Here is a 16,475-nt window from a genome sequence, read left to right as displayed (position 1 = left end):
TTCAGTCCGCGCAGTACGTGTCCTGCTCCGGCCGCGTCCCCGTCGTCAGGAACGTGGTGACCGCGCGGTCGCCGCAGGCATTGCCGTTGCCCAGGTAGAGGCCGTGCCCGCCGTGGCCGACCGCGACCAGGCGGGCCCGGTCGCCGAGGGCCTCGCGCATCTTCAGGGCGCCGGAGTACGGGGTCGCCGGGTCACGGAGGCCCTGGATCATCAGGATGTTGGACGGTCCCTCGTCCGTGATCCTGGTCGGCCGCTCCACGGGGGCGTCCTTCCAGAAGGCGCACGGTGTGATGTTCGCCGGCATTCCGGCGGTGAGCGGGTGCTTCACGCGGTCGGCGGCGACGGCGCGCCGGTACGACGGGATGCTGCCCGGCCAGCGCACGTCGTTGCAGATCACACCGATCACGACCGCCGCGTCCTGGTCCGGCATCGGCCCGGCCAGTTCGGCGGGCAGGACGGGCTTCACCGACGCGTCCCGGGCCTCCTGAACGAGCCCAGCCAACCGGGCGAAGGCACTGTCCCTGTACAGGGCGAGCTGGATCGCCTGCCGCAGCCGGTTGCCGGTCAGCGGGACGCCCGCCGTGGTGGACTCCTTCGGCTCACGGTCCAGTCGCGCCGCCAGCTCCAGGACCAACGGCCTTACGTCCTCGGCGCGTTCGGCCAGCCGCAGCCCCTCCGCCTCCCGGGCCGGATCCGCGGCCCATCGTGCGAAGTCGGGGAAGCGGTCGTCCGCGCCCACCGCCATGTTCGCCAGCCAGCCCTGCTCGACGCGCGACGGGTCGGGGTCGCCGCTGCTGTCCAGCACCAGGCGGTCCGTGTGCTGCGGGTACTTCTGGGCGTACACGGCGCCCACATAGGTGCCGTACGAGCTCCCCCAGACCGACAGTTTCTTCTCGCCCAGCGCCTGCCGGAAGCGGTCGATGTCCCGTACCTCGTTGGCCGTGGTAAAGCTCCGCAGCAGCGCTCCCCCGTTGCGGGCACACGCTTCGGCGATCCGCCGCGACCGCTCCACGTTCTCGGTGATCGAACCGTCGGCGGCGGGCCAGGACCGCAGATTCACCAGCTCCCGGTCCTCCGGGGCGAGCCCGCAGCTCGCCTTCGTGCTTCCGCCGATGCCACGCGGGTCGAGGCTGACGATGTCGTACTGCCCCGCCGTCTCCCGCTGCAGCTGCGCCCCCTTCTGTGTCACCCGCTGCACCCCTGACGAGCCGGGGCCACCGGGGATCACCAGCAGCGTCCCGCGACGGGCCGAGGGGCGGTCGCTGCGCACCCGGGTCACCGCGAGGCCGAGCTGCGGACCGTCCGGTCTCCGGTAGTCGAGCGGTACGGGCAGCTCGGCGCACTCCTGCGCGGCGGGGCCGCCGTCCTCGGCACACGGCTGCCAGTCGAGCGCGGGGACGGAGGCGGTGGCGGGAGCGGCGGTCCCCGCGGCACCGTCGGCGTGGGCCGACGGGGTGACGGCTCCGGTCAGAGCGGTGGCGGCGGCTGTGACGGACACGGCGATGAACGCGGCGGATCTGCGGTAAGTCGTCATGCTGCAAGCCTTGTTGAGCCGAGGCTCCCGGCCCATCCGGGAGGCATGACGACATCGGGTGGGGTTAGCCCCCGAACTCCCCACCCGAAATCAGTGGGTGTCCCTGCCGAACAGCAGCTTCCAGGGTGCGAGGGCGGACTCGATCTGCACGCTCAGGCCGAGCTTCGATTCGCCCTCGACCCGCTCCTCGAACCGGATCGGTACCTCGACGATCCTCAAATGGCGTTTGACCGTGCGGTAGTTCATCTCCACCTGGAACGAATAGCCGTTGCTGCGGACCGAGGACACATCGATCGCCTTCAGTGCCGATGCCCGCCAGGCCTTGAAACCGGCGGTGGCGTCCTTCACCCGCAGCCGCAGGATCGCGTTCACATAGAAATTCGCCCATACGGAGAGCGCCTTGCGGTGCCAGGGCCACTCCGTGGCGAGCGAACCGCCCGCCACATAGCGGGAGCCGATCACCACGGCGGCATCCTCGGCGAGCAGTGTCTCGATCATGACCGGGAGTCTCGACGCCGGGTGGGAGAGGTCGGCGTCCATCTGGACCACCACGTCCGCGCCCTCGGCGAGTGCGCGGGTCATGCCGGCCACGTAGGCGCGTCCCAGCCCGTCCTTCTCCTTGCGGTGCAGCACGCCGACCGTCTTGGCGGTGTCGGCCGAGAGTTTGTCCGCGACCTCGCCCGTGCCGTCCGGCGAATTGTCGTCCACCACAAGAATATGCAGGTCGGGCAGGCCCAGATCCATCAGGAGATTCACGAGGACGGGCAGGTTCGTCCGCTCGTTGTAGGTGGGCACGACCACCACAATCTTCGGCGAGGTCTTCTCCATGGCCATTTCCTCGTGCCCCCTTGAGGTGCTCTTGCATCCCCCTGCGTCATCCCCGGATGTTCTCCGGTTCGTTTCCCGGTTCGTCCCCGCGCAGGATCGCGCGAGCCTAGTAGGGCTTTGTTAGGTACCCCAAGTGATCCTCGTTGGATAGATTGTGATCTTCTTTCAGTTGTGACTCCTGAGGAGATGGAAGAGGTCCGTCCGCGTCTGGAGGCGTTCGCGGCCGAGATGCTGGGCTCGTTGGCGCGTCGGGACCAGCGGGCCAAGGGTGAGTTGTACCTGCGCGGGCTGATGCTGGACGGCAAGCGCAAGTCGATGCAGCCGATGGCCGAGCGCCTGGGCGTGGACCACCAGCAGCTCCAGCAGTTCGTGTCCTCCTCCACCTGGGACTACGCCAAGGTCCGTGAGCGGCTGGCCCGTTGGGCCGCGGCGCACATCTCGCCCGAGGCGTACGCGATTGACGATGTCGGCTTCCCCAAGGACGGCTACGACTCGCCAGGGGTGGCGCGGATGTACTGCGGCGCGCTGGGCAAGCGGGGCAACTGCCAGATCGGGGTCAGTGTGAACCTGGTCAGCGACCGCGCCTCCTCGGCCGTCGACTGGCGTCTGTTCCTGCCCGAGGGCTGGGACGACACCAAACATACCGAGGACGCGCTGCTGGCTTCGGCGATCCGCCGGCGCCGCGCCAAGGCCGGCATCCCCGAGACTGCTCGCCACCGGGAGAAGTGGCGCCTGGCCCTGGACATGCTCGACGAGGTTCGCGGGGACTGGGAGTTGCCGGGCCTGCCGGTCGTCGCCGATGCCGGATACGGCGACGCCACGGGCTTTCGAGAGGGTCTGACCGAACGAGGCCTGACCTACGCGGTCGCGGTCAAGGCCACCACGACCGCGCACCCGGGCGACGCCACGCCCGAGCGTCCGCCGTACTCCGGGCAGGGCCGCCCTCCCGTGTCCGCCTACCCCCAGCCGCACACCACCCTGCGCGTGCTGGCCCTGGCCGCCGGGCAAGCGGCCACCCGCACCGTTACCTGGCGTCAGGGCAGCAAGGCCACCAAGCACAACCCACGGGCCGAGATGCGCTCGCAATTCCTGGCCCTACGGGTCCGCCCGGCCAACCGGTCCATCCGCCGCGCCGCCGACGGCTCCCTGCCCGAATGCTGGCTGCTCGTCGAGTGGCCTCCCGACTCTGCCGAGCCCACCGACTACTGGCTCTCGACGCTGCCCGCCGACATTCCACTGCGCGAGCTGGTGCGAATCGCCAAGATCCGCTGGAGAGTTGAACACGACTACCGCGAGCTCAAGGACGGCCTCGGCCTGGACCACTTCGAGGGCCGCAACTACCTCGGCTGGCACCGCCACGTCACCCTCGCCTCCCTCGCCCAGGCCTTCTGCACCCTGCTCAGACTCGACCCAAAAGCCCCTGCGCCGGCCTGACCCTCTACGCGGTCCTCCGCGAACTCCAGGCCCTCCTGGCCACCTGGACCGGCGCCTGCTCGATATGCGGCCAACCCGCACCAACCCCCGAACCCCACCACAGGACCTAACAAAGCCCTACTAGCATCCGGGCATCCTGACCCGACGGAAAGCGGAATGCTTCATTCTGCTCTGCGTCCGCCGAACAAAGCACCTCGAATTCACCACGAGAACTGCAGGTGGCGCCGGATTCCCCGGCCGCTCGTCACACTTTCTCTCCGGCATCCGTCAGTGCAATGAAGACGCGGCGGGAACGCGGCCGCGACGGATATCGAAGGAGAGTCATCACATGCAGGCACGTATACAGAACCCGGCCGAGATCATTCCCGAGGCGTTGCCGCCCCTGCTGGGCCTCGTCAAGGCCATCAACAAGGGCGGCCTGGCGGAGACGACACTCGAACTCGTCGGTCTGCGGGTGAGCCAGATCAACGGCTGCACCTTCTGCGTCGAAGGACACGTACGCAACGCCAGGAAGGCAGGTGAGAGCGACGAGCGGCTCTTCGCGGTGTCGGCCTGGCGGGAGGCGCCCTACTTCACGGACGCGGAGCGGGCCGCGCTCGCGCTCGCGGAGGCCTCCACCCGGCTCAGCGACCGCTCCGACCCGGTGCCGGACGACATCTGGAACGCGGCCGCCGATCACTTCACCGAGAAGGAGCTCTCGGCCCTGGTCCTCTCCATCGGTCTGACGAACCTCTTCAACCGCATCAACGTCACCACCAAGCAGCCCCCGGGCAAGACCTGGTAGGCCTTCGTCCGGGCCCTCGGGTCCCGGACCGGGAAGCCGCGCCGCCCGGCGCCGTCAGCCCGACGGCTTCCGGGCGGTCTCCCTTTTCGGTACTGAGTGGCGGGTGACGGGCCCGACACGCTCCTTCGGGGCGGCGGCGATAGCCTGGTGCGTGTAGCAGGCAGGAGACACGTGCGCATGGGAGCCCGGAATCCCCAAGGTTCCGTCGTCGCGGTGGTCGCGCTCGGCGGTGCACTCGGAGCGTGCGCCCGCTACGGGGCCGCGCTGATCTGGCCGACCGCCCCCGGCGGCTTCCCCTGGACGACGCTGGTCGTGAATGTCGTCGGCTGCGCGGTGATCGGTGTGTTCATGGTGGTGATCAGCGAGGTGTGGGCGGCGCACCGGCTGGTGCGGCCGTTCTTCGGTACGGGGGTGCTGGGCGGGTTCACCACGTTCTCCACATACGCGGTGGACATCGAGCGCCTCGTCGACGCCGACCGGGCCCGTACCGGCCTGGCGTATCTGGGACTGACACTGTGCGCGGCCCTCGCGGCGGTGTGGAGTGCGGTGTGGGCGACCCGCCGCGTGCTGGCGTGGAGGCAGTCATGACGACGCCGAACACGGAACGGGCATTGCGCCTGACGGTCTTCGTCGGCGAGTCCGACGGGTGGCACCACAGGCCGGTGTACACGGAGATCGTGCACCGGGCGCACAAGGCGGGGCTGTCGGGCGCGAGTGTGTTCCGCGGGATCGAGGGGTTCGGCGCCTCGTCGATGATCCACACCCAGCGGCTGCTCTCACTGAGCGAGGACCTGCCGGTGGCGGTCGTGATCGTGGACGCGGAAGAGCGGATCCGTGCGTTCCTGCCGCTCATCGAAGAGCTGGTCATGGACGGCGGTCTGGTCGTCCTGGACAGCTGCGAGGTCGTCCACTACGGCGACGACCGGGAGCGGAACCGGTGAACTGGCTGTTGGTGATCGTCGGTGCGGCGGTCGGGGCACCCCTGCGGTATCTGACCGACCGGGCGGTGCAGTCCCGGCACGACACCGTCTTCCCGTGGGGCACCTTCGCGGTGAACGTGACCGGATCGCTGATCCTCGGCCTGCTGACCGGTGCGGTCGCGGCAGGCGCCGCCTCCTCCCACCTGCAACTGCTGCTCGGTACGGGACTGTGCGGGGCGCTCACCACGTACTCGACCTTCAGTTACGAGACGCTGCGGCTGGCCGAGGACGGGGCGAAGTTCTACGCGGCGGCCAATGTGGTGGCGAGCGTGGTGGCGGGGCTGGGCGCGGCGTTCGCCGGTGTCTCGGCCGCCGAGGCGCTGTGGTCGTAGGTATCGGCGAAGGTCGCGAGGCAGCCGTTTTGCGCAGATCGTCGTAGAGACGGTCGGCGTCCCCTGCCACCGCAATGCGAGGCGATGGCAGGGGAACGCCGTTGAGGAGGAGCCGTCACCGACGCCGGGCGATTCAACCCGATCCACGCCGACAGCGGTCCGTCAGCCGCCGACCCTAGGCACCCGGCCCCTCCCGGACCGCACACCACGCCAACGGACAGCCCGGCGCCACTCCAACAGCAGGCGCCCGGGATGATCGCGGGGGCCCGGACGTCACCCGACCGGGGGCCTCGATCCACCCGTGGCCTTGATCCAAAGGGCGACCGGGGGAGGTGGTCTCCGTACAATCCGAGAACGACGTGACCGGCACGGCCAGAGAGCGCGGGGTTCCTCCAGTGGCAATCAGCAGCACCACTTTGTCGTCGCGCCCCGTCACCGTCGTCACCGGCGGCAGTCGCGGGATCGGTGCCGCGACCTGTGTCCGTCTGGCATCCGAAGGGCATGACCTCGCCCTGGGCTTCGTGAGCAACGCCGAGGCCGCCGAGCGGACCGCGGCGGCTGTGCGGGCCGCGGGAGCACGCTGTGTCACGGTGCGGGTGGACACCGCCGTGGAGGCCGATGTGGAACGGCTCTTCGACACGGCTGCCGCGCAGCTCGGTCCCGTCACCGGACTGGTCAACAACGCGGGAGTGACAGGCCCTCTCGGCCGTCTCGTGGACACCTCCACCGAGACGCTGCGCCGGGTCCTGGACGTGAATCTCCTCGGCTGTCTGCTGTGCTGCCGCCGGGCCGCGAAGGACATGGCGGCCAGTGGGTCCGGCGCGATCGTCAATGTCTCCTCGGCCGCTGCCACCCTCGGCAGCCCCGGGGACTTCGTCCACTACGCCGCCACGAAGGCAGCGACGGACGCCCTGACGATCGGGCTGTCCAAGGAACTGGGGCCCGACGGAATCCGGGTCAACGCGGTCGCCCCCGGCATGATCGACACCGAGATGCACGCCACCGCGGGTGACCCCGACCGCGCGGCCGCGGCCGCGGCCGGCATCCCGCTCGGCCGCCCGGGAGCTGCCCCGGAGATCGCGTCCGCCATCGCGTGGCTGCTGTCGGGCGAGGCGTCGTATGTGACCGGGGCGGTGCTACGGGTCGCGGGCGGACGATAGGCCGGGGCGCGACGGGGCAGGACCGTGGACCGGTGGGGGCCATGGACCGCCCCCACCGTCCCGCGCGCCCGGCGCTGTGCAATTCATGGAGTCTTCTCCCGGCTGTCGCCCTTACGGACCGGTTCCTCCCCCGCCCCGCGGCTAGCTTGCAGACGATCACCCCGACGTTCGTCCCCCGCGGAGACATCCATGTGCAGCCCCCTCCACCAGCCCGACGGACCACTCCTGCCCGGCGCGAGCCGTCGTACGTTCCTGCGGGCAACCGCGCTCACCGGTGCCGCCACCGCAGCCACGGGGCTCGCGTCAGCCACGCCCGCCGCGGCTCTTCCCCAGCAGAACACCGGTGCCGTCACGGCCGGTTGGCGGCCCGACCCCGAGAACCCGAGGTTCACGCTCGTCGTCATGCCGGACACCCAGTACCTCTTCGACGGGGCGAGCATCGACAAGGCGCCCGTCGAGGCGTCGTTGCGTTACGTACTCGATCACGGGCGCGACGAGAACATCGTCTTCCTGTCCCATCTGGGCGACCTCACCGAGAGCGGCCGGACAGGCGAATTCGCGGCGATCGGAGAGGCGTTCGGGCTGCTCGACCGGCGGCGGGTCGGCTACAGCGTCGTCGCGGGCAACCATGACATCAAGTCGTCCACCGACGACCAGCGCGGCCGCACGCCGTACCTGGACACCTTCGGCCCGCAGCGGATGCGGCGCCTGCCGACGTTCGGCGGGGCGACCCCGGACGGCTACAACACGTACCACCTGTTCCGCGCCGCCGGCCGTGAATGGCTGGTACTGGCGCTCGACTGGCGGCCGTCGGCGGCCGGGCTCGCCTGGGCGAAGGACGTCATCGCCCAGCACCCGGACACGCCGGTCATCCTCACCACCCACGAGCTGGTGTACGCGGACGCGGACGGCGACGAGGCCGAACTCTCCGACCACGGAAAGCATCTGTGGGACGAGCTGATAGCCGGGCACGACCAGATTTTCCTCACCCTCAACGGCCACTACTGGCCCGCCGGGCGCACCACCCGTAAGAACTCCGCGGGCAACGATGTCCATCTGCACATCACCAACTACCAGAACCGCTACTACGGCGGCAGCGCCATGATCCGCCTCTACCGCTTCGACCTGGCCAGGAACACCATCGACGTGGAGACGATCTCCCCGTGGATCCTCGGCCGCGCGGGCGAGAGGCTCAACGAGCTGGAGCGCGGCGAGATCGAACTGACCGGTCCGCAGGACTGCTTCGCCGTCCCCATCGACTTCGAGAAGCGCTTCTCGGGATTCGCGCCCGTGCCCGTGCGCGGCCCCCGCCCGGCGAAGCAGCTGCTGATACCGGGCACCGTCGCCTACTGGCGCTTCGACTCCCCTTCGCACCAGGACGGTTCCGCCGCCGACGCCGGCCTGCGCGTCCCCGACCTGTCCGGGCACCGCAACGACCTGGTGCGCGAAGCCGTCCCCGGCAGTGCGCCCGACGCCCTGCGCTGGTCCACCGACCACCACCCCGACCAGCCCGGTCACGGCAGCCTCTACTTCGACGGCTCGAAGCCGCCGCTGCGGGGCGCGTATCTGCGTACGGAGAACAACGCACCGCTCAACACCACGACGTTCAGGTCCGGTTACACCATCGAGGCCTTCCTCCGCCTCCCCGCCGACTGGGACGCCGGACGCAACGCCTGGGGCGCCGTGCTCGGCCGCCGCGGCACGCTCGGGGCGGCCGGCAAGACCTCCGGCGACCCGGAGGAGCCCGTCGCCACCCTCTCCGTGTCGGACGGCCCCGGGCTCCAGTGGGCGGCGGCGCCGCTGAACCAGCCGGGGGCCGTCACCAACTGGAGCCATGAGCTGCTGCGTGAGCGGTGGTGGCATGTCGCGGTCGTCAACGACGGGAAGCACACGACGATGTACGTCGACGGCTGCGTAGTCGCCCGCAACCCCGCTACCCGCACCACCGGTCTCGCCACCTTGGGCCTGCCCTGGCTGCTGGGTGCCTACGAGTACGGAGGCAGGCTCGACCAGTTGATGCACGGCTGGCTCGGCGACATCAGGATCGTCGAACGCGCCCTGCCCGTACGGGACTTCATGATCGCCTGAGGGTCGCAGCCCCCGGGGTCACGCCGCCCGGTTGGTACGGCGCTGCTTGGCGGCGGCGCGCGCCTCCGACGTGGGCAGGTCCGAGCGGCGCGACTGCCCGGACCGGACGGGACGGCTGCGCCGGCCCCGGGACGACGCGCCGGCGCTCCTGGGCCGCTCGGTCAGCGGTGCGGTGATGGTGACGGGCACCCCCGAGGGCGTCTGCGCGCCGGTGATCCGGCTCAGCTCGGCCTCGCCGGAGCGGACCTGGGCGATCTTCGGGATGATCCCGGCGTCGGCCATCAGACGGGTCATCTCACGGCGCTGGCCCGGCAGCACCAGCGTGACGACGCTGCCGGACTCACCGGCGCGGGCGGTGCGTCCGCCGCGGTGCAGGTAGTCCTTGTGGTCGCTCGGCGGGTCGACGTTGACGACCAGGTCGAGGTTGTCGATGTGGATGCCGCGCGCCGCGACGTTCGTGGCGACCAGCACCGTGACGTGCCCGGTCTTGAACCGGGCCAGGGTGCGGGTGCGCTGCGGCTGGGACTTGCCGCCGTGCAGCGCGGCGGCCCGCACCCCGCTGTTGAGCAGATGGTCGGTGAGCTTGTCCACGGCGTGCTTGGTGTCCAGGAACATGATCACCCGGCCGTCGCGGGCCGCGATCTCGGTCGTGGTGGCGTACTTGTCGGCACCCTGCACGTAGAGCACGTGGTGCTCCATCGTCGTCACGGCGCCGGCCGCCGGGTCGACCGAGTGGACCACCGGGTCGTGCAGATAGCGGCGGACCAGCAGGTCGACATTGCGGTCCAGGGTCGCCGAGAACAGCATCCGCTGGCCCTCCGGCAGCACCTGGTCGAGCAGTTCGGTGACCTGCGGCATGAAGCCCATGTCGGCCATCTGGTCGGCCTCGTCGAGGACGGTGATGGCGACCCGGTCCAGTCGGCAGTCGCCGCGCTCGATGAGGTCCTTGAGCCGGCCGGGCGTGGCGACGACGACCTCGGCCCCGCCGCGCAGTGCACTGGCCTGCCGGCCGATCGACATGCCGCCGACGACGGTGGCCATGCGCAGCTTGAGCGAGCGGGCGTACGGGGTGAGCGCGTCGGTGACCTGCTGGGCCAGCTCCCGGGTGGGGACGAGAACAAGGGCCAGCGGGCGTCGGGCGTCAGCCCGGTTACCCGCGGTACGGGCCAGCAGGGCCAGGCCGAAGGCGAGTGTCTTGCCGGAACCCGTCCGGCCGCGGCCCAGCACATCGCGCCCCGCGAGGGAGTTCGGCAGGGTGGCCCCCTGGATCGGGAACGGCGTGGTGACGCCCTCGGCGGCGAGCGCCGCCAGCAGGGGTGCGGGCATGTCCAGGTCCGCGAAGGCCTCCGCGGCGGGCAGCGCCGGGGTGATGGTCTTCGGCAGCGCGAACTCGCCCTGCTTGGCCGCGGGCCTGCGGCCGAAGCCGCCGGAGCGCCGGTCGGGCGCGCCGTAACGGCCGCCGCCCTGTCCGCCCTGGCGGCCCGGGGACTGCGAACGGAACCCGCCGCCGGAAGCGGTGGAGCCACCGGAGCGGGTGCGGGAGTATCGGTCGTTCGTGCGAGCTGTGCGATCGCGGTTCATACAGAACCCTTCCTCGATATGGCGCGTATCGAGGAATTCACTGGGCGACGAGCGGCGCAGGAATCGCAAGAACGGGCCGTTGACATACGTGTACCGAGCCCGGCTGCGAAGAATGAGCCGTACCGGACGTGGGAAAAACAACGAGCTGGGGCCCGCACCCGAAGGTGCGGGCCCCAGCTGCGCAAATGCGTCACAGCGCGTCAGCGCCGGAGCAGCGGGATCAGGCGGGGGTGATGTTCTCCGCCTGCGGGCCCTTCTGGCCCTGCGTGACGTCGAAGTTCACCTTCTGGCCTTCCTGCAGCTCGCGGAAGCCGCTGGAGGCGATGTTCGAGTAGTGGGCGAAGACGTCAGCGCCGCCGCCGTCCTGCTCGATGAAGCCAAAGCCCTTTTCCGCGTTGAACCACTTGACGGTGCCAGTAGCCATTTTTTATCTCCTTCTGGGGCAGTGCCCGGGGATTCGCACTGTGCGGATCCCGCGTCGCCGCGATGATTACCCCATCCGGAACAAAGCGCCGGAAAATACAAAAGCACGCTCATCGACACATTAAGTCGAAGAGAGCACTTGGAGTCTTTGGGAACCACAACTGCAACTGCTCCCACAGTAGCACGATGGAAGCGTCCGGGCGCGGCGAGTAATTACACTCCACCGGATACGCCATAAACCCTTGTCGCACATTGCATGGAATTCTGTGCCGACGGCAATAGATATTGGCCCGTCCCCGGCGCCACGTTCCCCTGCCCCCGGCACCACGTCCGCTCGCCCCAGGCGCCATGGAAGCCGGGGCGCACGCCCGGGTCCGCCTCCTCAGGCGCCCGCCGCCCCGCCGGATTCCGTCGCGGGCCGGCGCAGTTCCGCGTTGAGCCGCAGGGCCTCTTCGAGCTGGTCCTCCAGGATCACGATGCGGCAGGCCGCCTCGATCGGCGTGCCGCCGTCGACGAGTTCACGGGCCCTGGCCGCGATTCGCAGCTGGTAGCGGGAGTAGCGACGGTGGCCGCCCTCGGACCGCAGAGGGGTGATCAGACGGGCCTCACCGATCGCCCGGAGGAAGGCGGGCGTTGCACCGATCATCTCCGCGGCGCGGCCCATGGTGTAGGCGGGGTAGTCGTCGTCATCGAGCCGGTCGGTGGCGTGCGGAGGGGGTCCTGTGGGCATTTGCACCTGCCGCGTATCGCTGACTTCGTTGACCGAAAGAGAAAATCTCATTGTGCGAGCCATCGCTTCTATCATAGCCGCGACAGATTTCCCTGGTCAGGGCGGGGAAATTAGCTGCCCCGAAGCCGTGCGACCGGCCGGCTCCCCGCCGCCGCACCCCGCAGACGCGCCCCTCCGGCGCCCCCACCGCCGGATTGATCGGTACGACGCGACTCCGGCGCGGAGCAGGTCCGGCGCCGCGGCGCCGCACCCCCAACGCCCACTGACCGGTCGGTCAGTTGATGGCGACCTGACCAGCAGTCATAATGTACGTGTAGCCCTTCACGCATCCCCCGTCGTGGAGGGCTACACCCATATGCGGACCATGCCCCTTTTGCCCGCCGACGACTTCACGGGCAGGAGACTCCCCTCGTGGTCCCCTACCCGTGTTTTTTCGAGTTAACAGTGACGTAGAGTGTTTGCGCAAGCCCGCTCTCGTACAGCGTCCCTGACCGCCTCCCACACCGAGGACGCCACGTCAGGGTTGGTTACAGTACGAGCCCGTTGACCGAAATCGAAGACCGTGCGGCACCGGTCGGACGGGGCGGATACGTGGGGGCCGGATGGACAGCGGCGAGGAACGCGCGCCGGAGCTGCGGACGTTGCAGCAGAAGGTCGAGTACATGGTCGAGAAGACGTTCCCCGGTCAGAAGATCTCGGGGCGGGTCTTCGCCGACCTGGTCAAGGAGCGCGGCGGGTCCCTCTCGCACAGCTACTTCTCCAACATCCTTGCCGGAAAGGTCACCCAGCCGTCCGAGGACATCCTCAAGGCGCTCGGTCTGGGCTTCGGCGTGGACTGGCGGTTCTTCAAGGAGGAGTCCGAGGTCGTCGACGATGTCGTCGCCGGTCTGCAGTTTCTCGCGAAGCGGCGTACGGGGGAGATAAGCGGACTGGCCGGGCGCGGCCTCGACGAGGACGGTCTCCCGCCGGAGCTGCTGCAGTTCGCGCTCTCCCTGCTGGAGGACGCCAGGGGCCGGCGGAGCGCCGACGGCGCCCACGGCGAGCCGGAGAAGTAGGTCTCCATGTCCCTGCGCGAACTACGGAAGGAGTGCGAGGCCGGGCTGGCCGACCTGCCCATCCCCGCCCCCTTCTCCATCGACGCACTGGTGGCGAACATGGAGGCCGCCCGTGGCCGCACCATCGTGCTGCACGAGATGCCCGACCGGCTGGCCCGCGTCAACGCCGCCTGCGGTCTGCGGCTGAAGACCGGCGGGACCAGCTTTGTGCTCTACCGGCGCCGCCCGACCGCGTACCAGACCCAGCACGTCATCCTGCACGAACTGTGCCACGAGTGGTTCGACCACGGCACCTCCCTCGACCCGGAGCAGCTCAGGCGACTGCTGCCGGTCTTCGACACCTCGCTGATCACCCGGGTCCTCGGAGCCGAACCCCCGCCACAACCGCCCGCCGCCGCCGTTCCCCCACCGGTGGCCGCCACGATCGACGACGCGCTCCGCTCGGGGGACGGCACCGTGCAGGCCCGGGCGCAGTACGACACCCACGCCGAACGCATGGCCGAGTTCGGCGCGTCACTCATTCCCCGCATGGCCCGGGATGTGACGAGCGACGACATGGTGGGGCGCCTGGCGAACTCCCTCTCCCGCCCCGTCGCCACCCGCCGCCGCGGCCCGTTCCGCCGTACCTGACACCGGACCGTCCCCCCGCCCCCTCCCCGAGGATTCCGCCGTGAACCCGCTCGACCTCGCCGGTTATCTCATAGCGGCCCTGATGACGGCCGTCGCTCTCTGGCGCATGCCGGCCGCCCTGTGGGGCGACGAAGAAGACAAGCGTCGCCGGGCCCTGTGGGGCTGCTACGCAGGCTTCGCCGCCGCCCTGTGGACCAAGACCCGGGCCGTGCGCATCGCGCTCAACGACAGCGCCGTCACCGACCTCGCCGTCCTGATCAAGCACTACACGGCGACGATCGCGATCCTGGCGATCCTCAGCTACATCGTCGCGATCTACGGCCAGTACCCCGATGCCGGAACCGTCCCGCGCCACGTACGGTTCGCCCGCGCCATCCAGCAGGTGGCGGCCAAGGCGTCGATCGCCACACTGGTCCTGCTGACGGTGCTGTTCTTCACCGTCGTCGACCGTTCCGTGCCCTCGGACCGCTTCGTCGCCGACCACGCGGGACAGTGGGGCGCCACGCTGTACATGAGCGTGTTCTACCTCTACCTGGGTGCCGCGTCCGCCGTCTGCGCGTACCAGTGGGCGCTGGCCACCGCCGGTGCCGGGCTCCGCCATCTGCGCGTGGGCCTCGGAATGATGACCATCGCCATGTTCATCGGGGTCGGATACACCGTCAGCCGGACCCTGTTCCTGTGGGTCAGCGTCGCAGACCGGCCGAGTGCGGCCTTCGCCCTGCGGTTCGACGAGGTCACCGAGGCCGCCCAGGTGGTGCTGTTCGCCTTCTTCGCGGTGGGTGCCTCCATCCCCGCACTCAGCAAGGGGCGGCGACGCGCGAAACTCTGGCGGGCCCAGGTCAAACTGCATGGCCTCTGGTACGAGTTGATGACGGCCTTCCCCGACCAGCCCTTCGACCCCCCGGCCTCACTGGCCCGCGAGCTGACCCGCTTCGACACCCCCGCGGACCTGCGCATCGACCGCTGGGCCGCCGATATCGCGGACGCCGTCGAGAAGCTGCGCCACTACGTCCCCGACACCCTGCTGCAGGCCGCCAAAGCCGCCGCCGCGGACGGCACCCCGGACCGGGAGGAGGCCGGGCCACTCGCCGACGCGTACTGGATCAAGGCGGCACTGCGGGCCAGGAGCACCGGAGCGCCCGCCTCGACCGCCGCGACGGTCGAGTCCCAGCACGCCACCGACCAGGACGGCGAGGTGGCATGGCTGGTCCGGGTGGCCGCCGCGTACCGGACGGTCACGGAGGACCGGGCGGAACGGGTACTGGGCCACGCCATGTCCGCAGCATCCGGCGACGCCACCGAGCCGGCCCGCACAGCCTCCCTGGAGGAGACAGCATGACCCCCACCGACACCACCGACGCCCCCGCATCGCCGAGCACCGGCGTCGCGCGCACCGTCACCGATGTCTTCCAGCCCCGCAACGTCCTGCTGGTCGGCATGCTCGGCATCGGCCTGGCCGCCGCCGGTCACTGGACCGGTCTGCTCTGGGGGTTCCTCGGTGCCCTGTGTGCCGGGATCGTTCCTGCCGGGTACATCGAATGGGAGCGCGGGCGCGGCACCTGGGGCGACCGTCATGTCGTCGACCGCACCAAGCGGGCCCCGATCTTCTTCGTCATCCTCGGTTCCGTAGGCGCCGGTTCGGTGATGATGGTCCTCGGCCACGCCCCCACCGGCATCCTCGTGGCGATGCTCGCCCTCTGGGCGATGACCGTGGTCCTCCTGGCCGTGAACACGGTCTGGAAGATCTCGGTGGACGCCGCGGTCGCCTCGGCCGTCGTCGCACTGCTCGCCCCGGTCCACTCGTCGTGGTGGCTGCTCGCGTACGCGATGACGGTCGCCGTGTGCTGGTCGCGTGTCGCGCTCGGGTACCACTCGGTGGCGCAGACCGTCGCCGGGGCGTCGCTGGGGGCCACGACGGCGGGCGCGTTCCTGTTCGTCTGACCCGCGCCGGTCCGCCGGGCGGGCCCCGTCCGGCGCTTGAGGACAAAACCCTCACCCCGGGTGGTGACGGGAAAACCACAGTTGAACCGATCGCCCGCGGGGTACAGGTGCCCCGTGCCGAACTTCGAGATCACCACCGCAAGCGCCGACGACCTCACGATGCTGACCGAATGGGCCCACGCTGAGGGCTGGAATCCCGGCCTGACCGACCGCCACGCCTTCTTCGCCGCCGACCCGCGCGGCTTCCTGATCGGCCGGCTCGACGGCGAACCGGTCTCCTGCGTCTCCGTGGTGCGCTACGGCTCCGGCTTCGGGTTCCTCGGCTTCTACCTCACCCGTCCCGAGCTGCGCGGCCGGGGCTACGGCATCCAGCTGTGGCGGGCTGGCATGGCACGGCTGGACGGGCGCAACGTCGGGCTGGACGGCGTGGTGGACCAGCAGCCCAACTACCGTAGATCCGGCTTCCGTTCCGTATGGACGAACATGCGTTACGAGGGCCTGCCCCCCGCCGCCCCGACCGCCCCGGCCGGCACCGCTCTCGTCGATGCCCGCACCCTCCCCTTCGGTCAACTGGCCTCCTACGACCGCCGCTTCTTCCCCGCCGACCGCGACAGCTTCCTCGCACCGTGGATCGCCGGGCCCGCACGCACCTCGCTCGCCGCCGTCCGCGACGGGGAGCTGCGGGGTCTCGCCGTGATGCGGCCCTGCCGCACGTCGTCCCGCATCGGTCCCGTGTACGCGGAGTCGCCCGAGGTGGCGGGCGCCCTGGTCGGCGCGCTCGCGGCCACCGACCCCGGTACCCCGGTGGCGATCGACGTACCCGACATCAACCCGGCCGCCGTGCACCTCGCGGAACAGCTGGGCCTCACCCCGTCGTTCGAGACCGCCCGGATGTACACGGGCCCCACACCGGACGTCGACCACGCCGGGCTGTTCGGCATCACCAGCCTGGAGCTGGGCTGACCTGTTGTCCCT

At 70.1% G+C, this 16,475-nt stretch carries 17 protein-coding genes; 12 read left to right on the top strand and 5 right to left on the bottom strand.

The genetic code is table 11. From position 1 onward, the window contains the following. Window position 1: 1 nt before the first annotated feature. Together OG609_RS21365 and OG609_RS21360 are read right to left on the bottom strand one after the other, a co-directional pair. Window positions 2-1,534: an alpha/beta hydrolase gene (locus tag OG609_RS21365; RefSeq protein WP_327274277.1), complete on the bottom strand. Its 1,533-nt coding sequence runs from the start codon at window positions 1,532-1,534 to the stop codon at window positions 2-4. A gap of 90 nt (window positions 1,535-1,624) precedes the next feature. Further along, on the bottom strand, window positions 1,625-2,362 hold the full coding sequence (locus tag OG609_RS21360; protein ID WP_327274276.1) for a polyprenol monophosphomannose synthase: 738 nt from the start codon (window positions 2,360-2,362) through the stop codon (window positions 1,625-1,627). A gap of 171 nt (window positions 2,363-2,533) precedes the next feature. On the opposite strand from OG609_RS21360, the gene OG609_RS21355 reads away from it, so the two are divergent. From OG609_RS21355 to OG609_RS21325, 7 genes are all read left to right on the top strand, one after another. Then, complete coding sequence (locus OG609_RS21355) at window positions 2,534-3,796, top strand: IS701 family transposase (RefSeq protein WP_442817924.1); 1,263 nt, start codon at window positions 2,534-2,536, stop codon at window positions 3,794-3,796. 328 nt (window positions 3,797-4,124) lie between these two features. After that, a complete protein-coding gene (locus tag OG609_RS21350; protein ID WP_327274275.1) occupies window positions 4,125-4,580 on the top strand; it encodes a carboxymuconolactone decarboxylase family protein in 456 nt (151 codons plus the stop codon). A 177-nt stretch (window positions 4,581-4,757) separates the two neighbouring features. Then, window positions 4,758-5,168, top strand: coding sequence for a fluoride efflux transporter CrcB (gene crcB / locus OG609_RS21345; RefSeq protein ID WP_327274274.1), 411 nt, complete (start codon window positions 4,758-4,760; stop codon window positions 5,166-5,168). Next, window positions 5,165-5,521, top strand: a complete 357-nt coding sequence (locus OG609_RS21340) for a DUF190 domain-containing protein (RefSeq protein WP_327274273.1) — start codon at window positions 5,165-5,167, stop codon at window positions 5,519-5,521. Before crcB (OG609_RS21345) ends, OG609_RS21340 begins: the two co-directional genes overlap by 4 nt. Then, on the top strand, window positions 5,518-5,892 hold the full coding sequence (gene crcB, locus OG609_RS21335) for a fluoride efflux transporter CrcB (RefSeq protein WP_327274272.1): 375 nt from the start codon (window positions 5,518-5,520) through the stop codon (window positions 5,890-5,892). The genes OG609_RS21340 and crcB (OG609_RS21335) overlap by 4 nt, the downstream gene beginning before the upstream one ends. Before the next feature lie 395 nt (window positions 5,893-6,287). Continuing rightward, on the top strand, window positions 6,288-7,052 hold the full coding sequence (locus tag OG609_RS21330; RefSeq protein WP_327274271.1) for an SDR family oxidoreductase: 765 nt from the start codon (window positions 6,288-6,290) through the stop codon (window positions 7,050-7,052). A gap of 189 nt (window positions 7,053-7,241) precedes the next feature. Then, window positions 7,242-9,140 carry a LamG-like jellyroll fold domain-containing protein gene (locus OG609_RS21325; protein WP_327274270.1) on the top strand — a complete coding sequence of 633 codons (1,899 nt, stop codon included), beginning with the start codon at window positions 7,242-7,244 and terminating at the stop codon, window positions 9,138-9,140. 18 nt (window positions 9,141-9,158) lie between these two features. On the opposite strand, the gene OG609_RS21320 is transcribed toward OG609_RS21325, so the two are convergent. From OG609_RS21320 to OG609_RS21310, 3 genes are all read right to left on the bottom strand, one after another. Further along, a complete protein-coding gene (locus OG609_RS21320; RefSeq protein WP_327274269.1) occupies window positions 9,159-10,721 on the bottom strand; it encodes a DEAD/DEAH box helicase in 1,563 nt (520 codons plus the stop codon). A gap of 220 nt (window positions 10,722-10,941) precedes the next feature. Then, window positions 10,942-11,145: a cold-shock protein gene (locus OG609_RS21315; protein ID WP_073727988.1), complete on the bottom strand. Its 204-nt coding sequence runs from the start codon at window positions 11,143-11,145 to the stop codon at window positions 10,942-10,944. A 381-nt stretch (window positions 11,146-11,526) separates the two neighbouring features. Continuing rightward, on the bottom strand, window positions 11,527-11,874 hold the full coding sequence (locus OG609_RS21310) for a MerR family transcriptional regulator (RefSeq protein WP_327274268.1): 348 nt from the start codon (window positions 11,872-11,874) through the stop codon (window positions 11,527-11,529). Between the two features lie 602 nt (window positions 11,875-12,476). Here OG609_RS21310 and OG609_RS21305 point away from each other — a divergent pair. From OG609_RS21305 to OG609_RS21285, 5 genes are all read left to right on the top strand, one after another. Continuing rightward, on the top strand, window positions 12,477-12,929 hold the full coding sequence (locus tag OG609_RS21305; RefSeq protein WP_327274267.1) for a hypothetical protein: 453 nt from the start codon (window positions 12,477-12,479) through the stop codon (window positions 12,927-12,929). A gap of 6 nt (window positions 12,930-12,935) precedes the next feature. Next, window positions 12,936-13,559, top strand: a complete 624-nt coding sequence (locus tag OG609_RS21300; RefSeq protein ID WP_327274266.1) for a toxin — start codon at window positions 12,936-12,938, stop codon at window positions 13,557-13,559. Window positions 13,560-13,599: 40 nt separating this feature from the next. Then, window positions 13,600-14,898 carry an MAB_1171c family putative transporter gene (locus OG609_RS21295; RefSeq protein WP_327274265.1) on the top strand — a complete coding sequence of 433 codons (1,299 nt, stop codon included), beginning with the start codon at window positions 13,600-13,602 and terminating at the stop codon, window positions 14,896-14,898. Further along, window positions 14,895-15,500 (top strand): hypothetical protein, encoded by a 606-nt coding sequence (locus OG609_RS21290; protein WP_327274264.1) that lies wholly within the window; start codon window positions 14,895-14,897, stop codon window positions 15,498-15,500. Before OG609_RS21295 ends, OG609_RS21290 begins: the two co-directional genes overlap by 4 nt. 114 nt (window positions 15,501-15,614) lie before the next feature. Next, window positions 15,615-16,463, top strand: coding sequence for a GNAT family N-acetyltransferase (locus tag OG609_RS21285; protein ID WP_327274263.1), 849 nt, complete (start codon window positions 15,615-15,617; stop codon window positions 16,461-16,463). Window positions 16,464-16,475 lie beyond the last annotated feature (12 nt).

Origin of the sequence: Streptomyces sp. NBC_01224, assembly GCF_036002945.1 — a bacterium.
In the GTDB taxonomy this organism is placed as follows: domain Bacteria; phylum Actinomycetota; class Actinomycetes; order Streptomycetales; family Streptomycetaceae; genus Streptomyces.
Note: the sequence above shows the minus strand (reverse complement) of the source record. Positions and strands in the feature narration are given on the sequence as shown.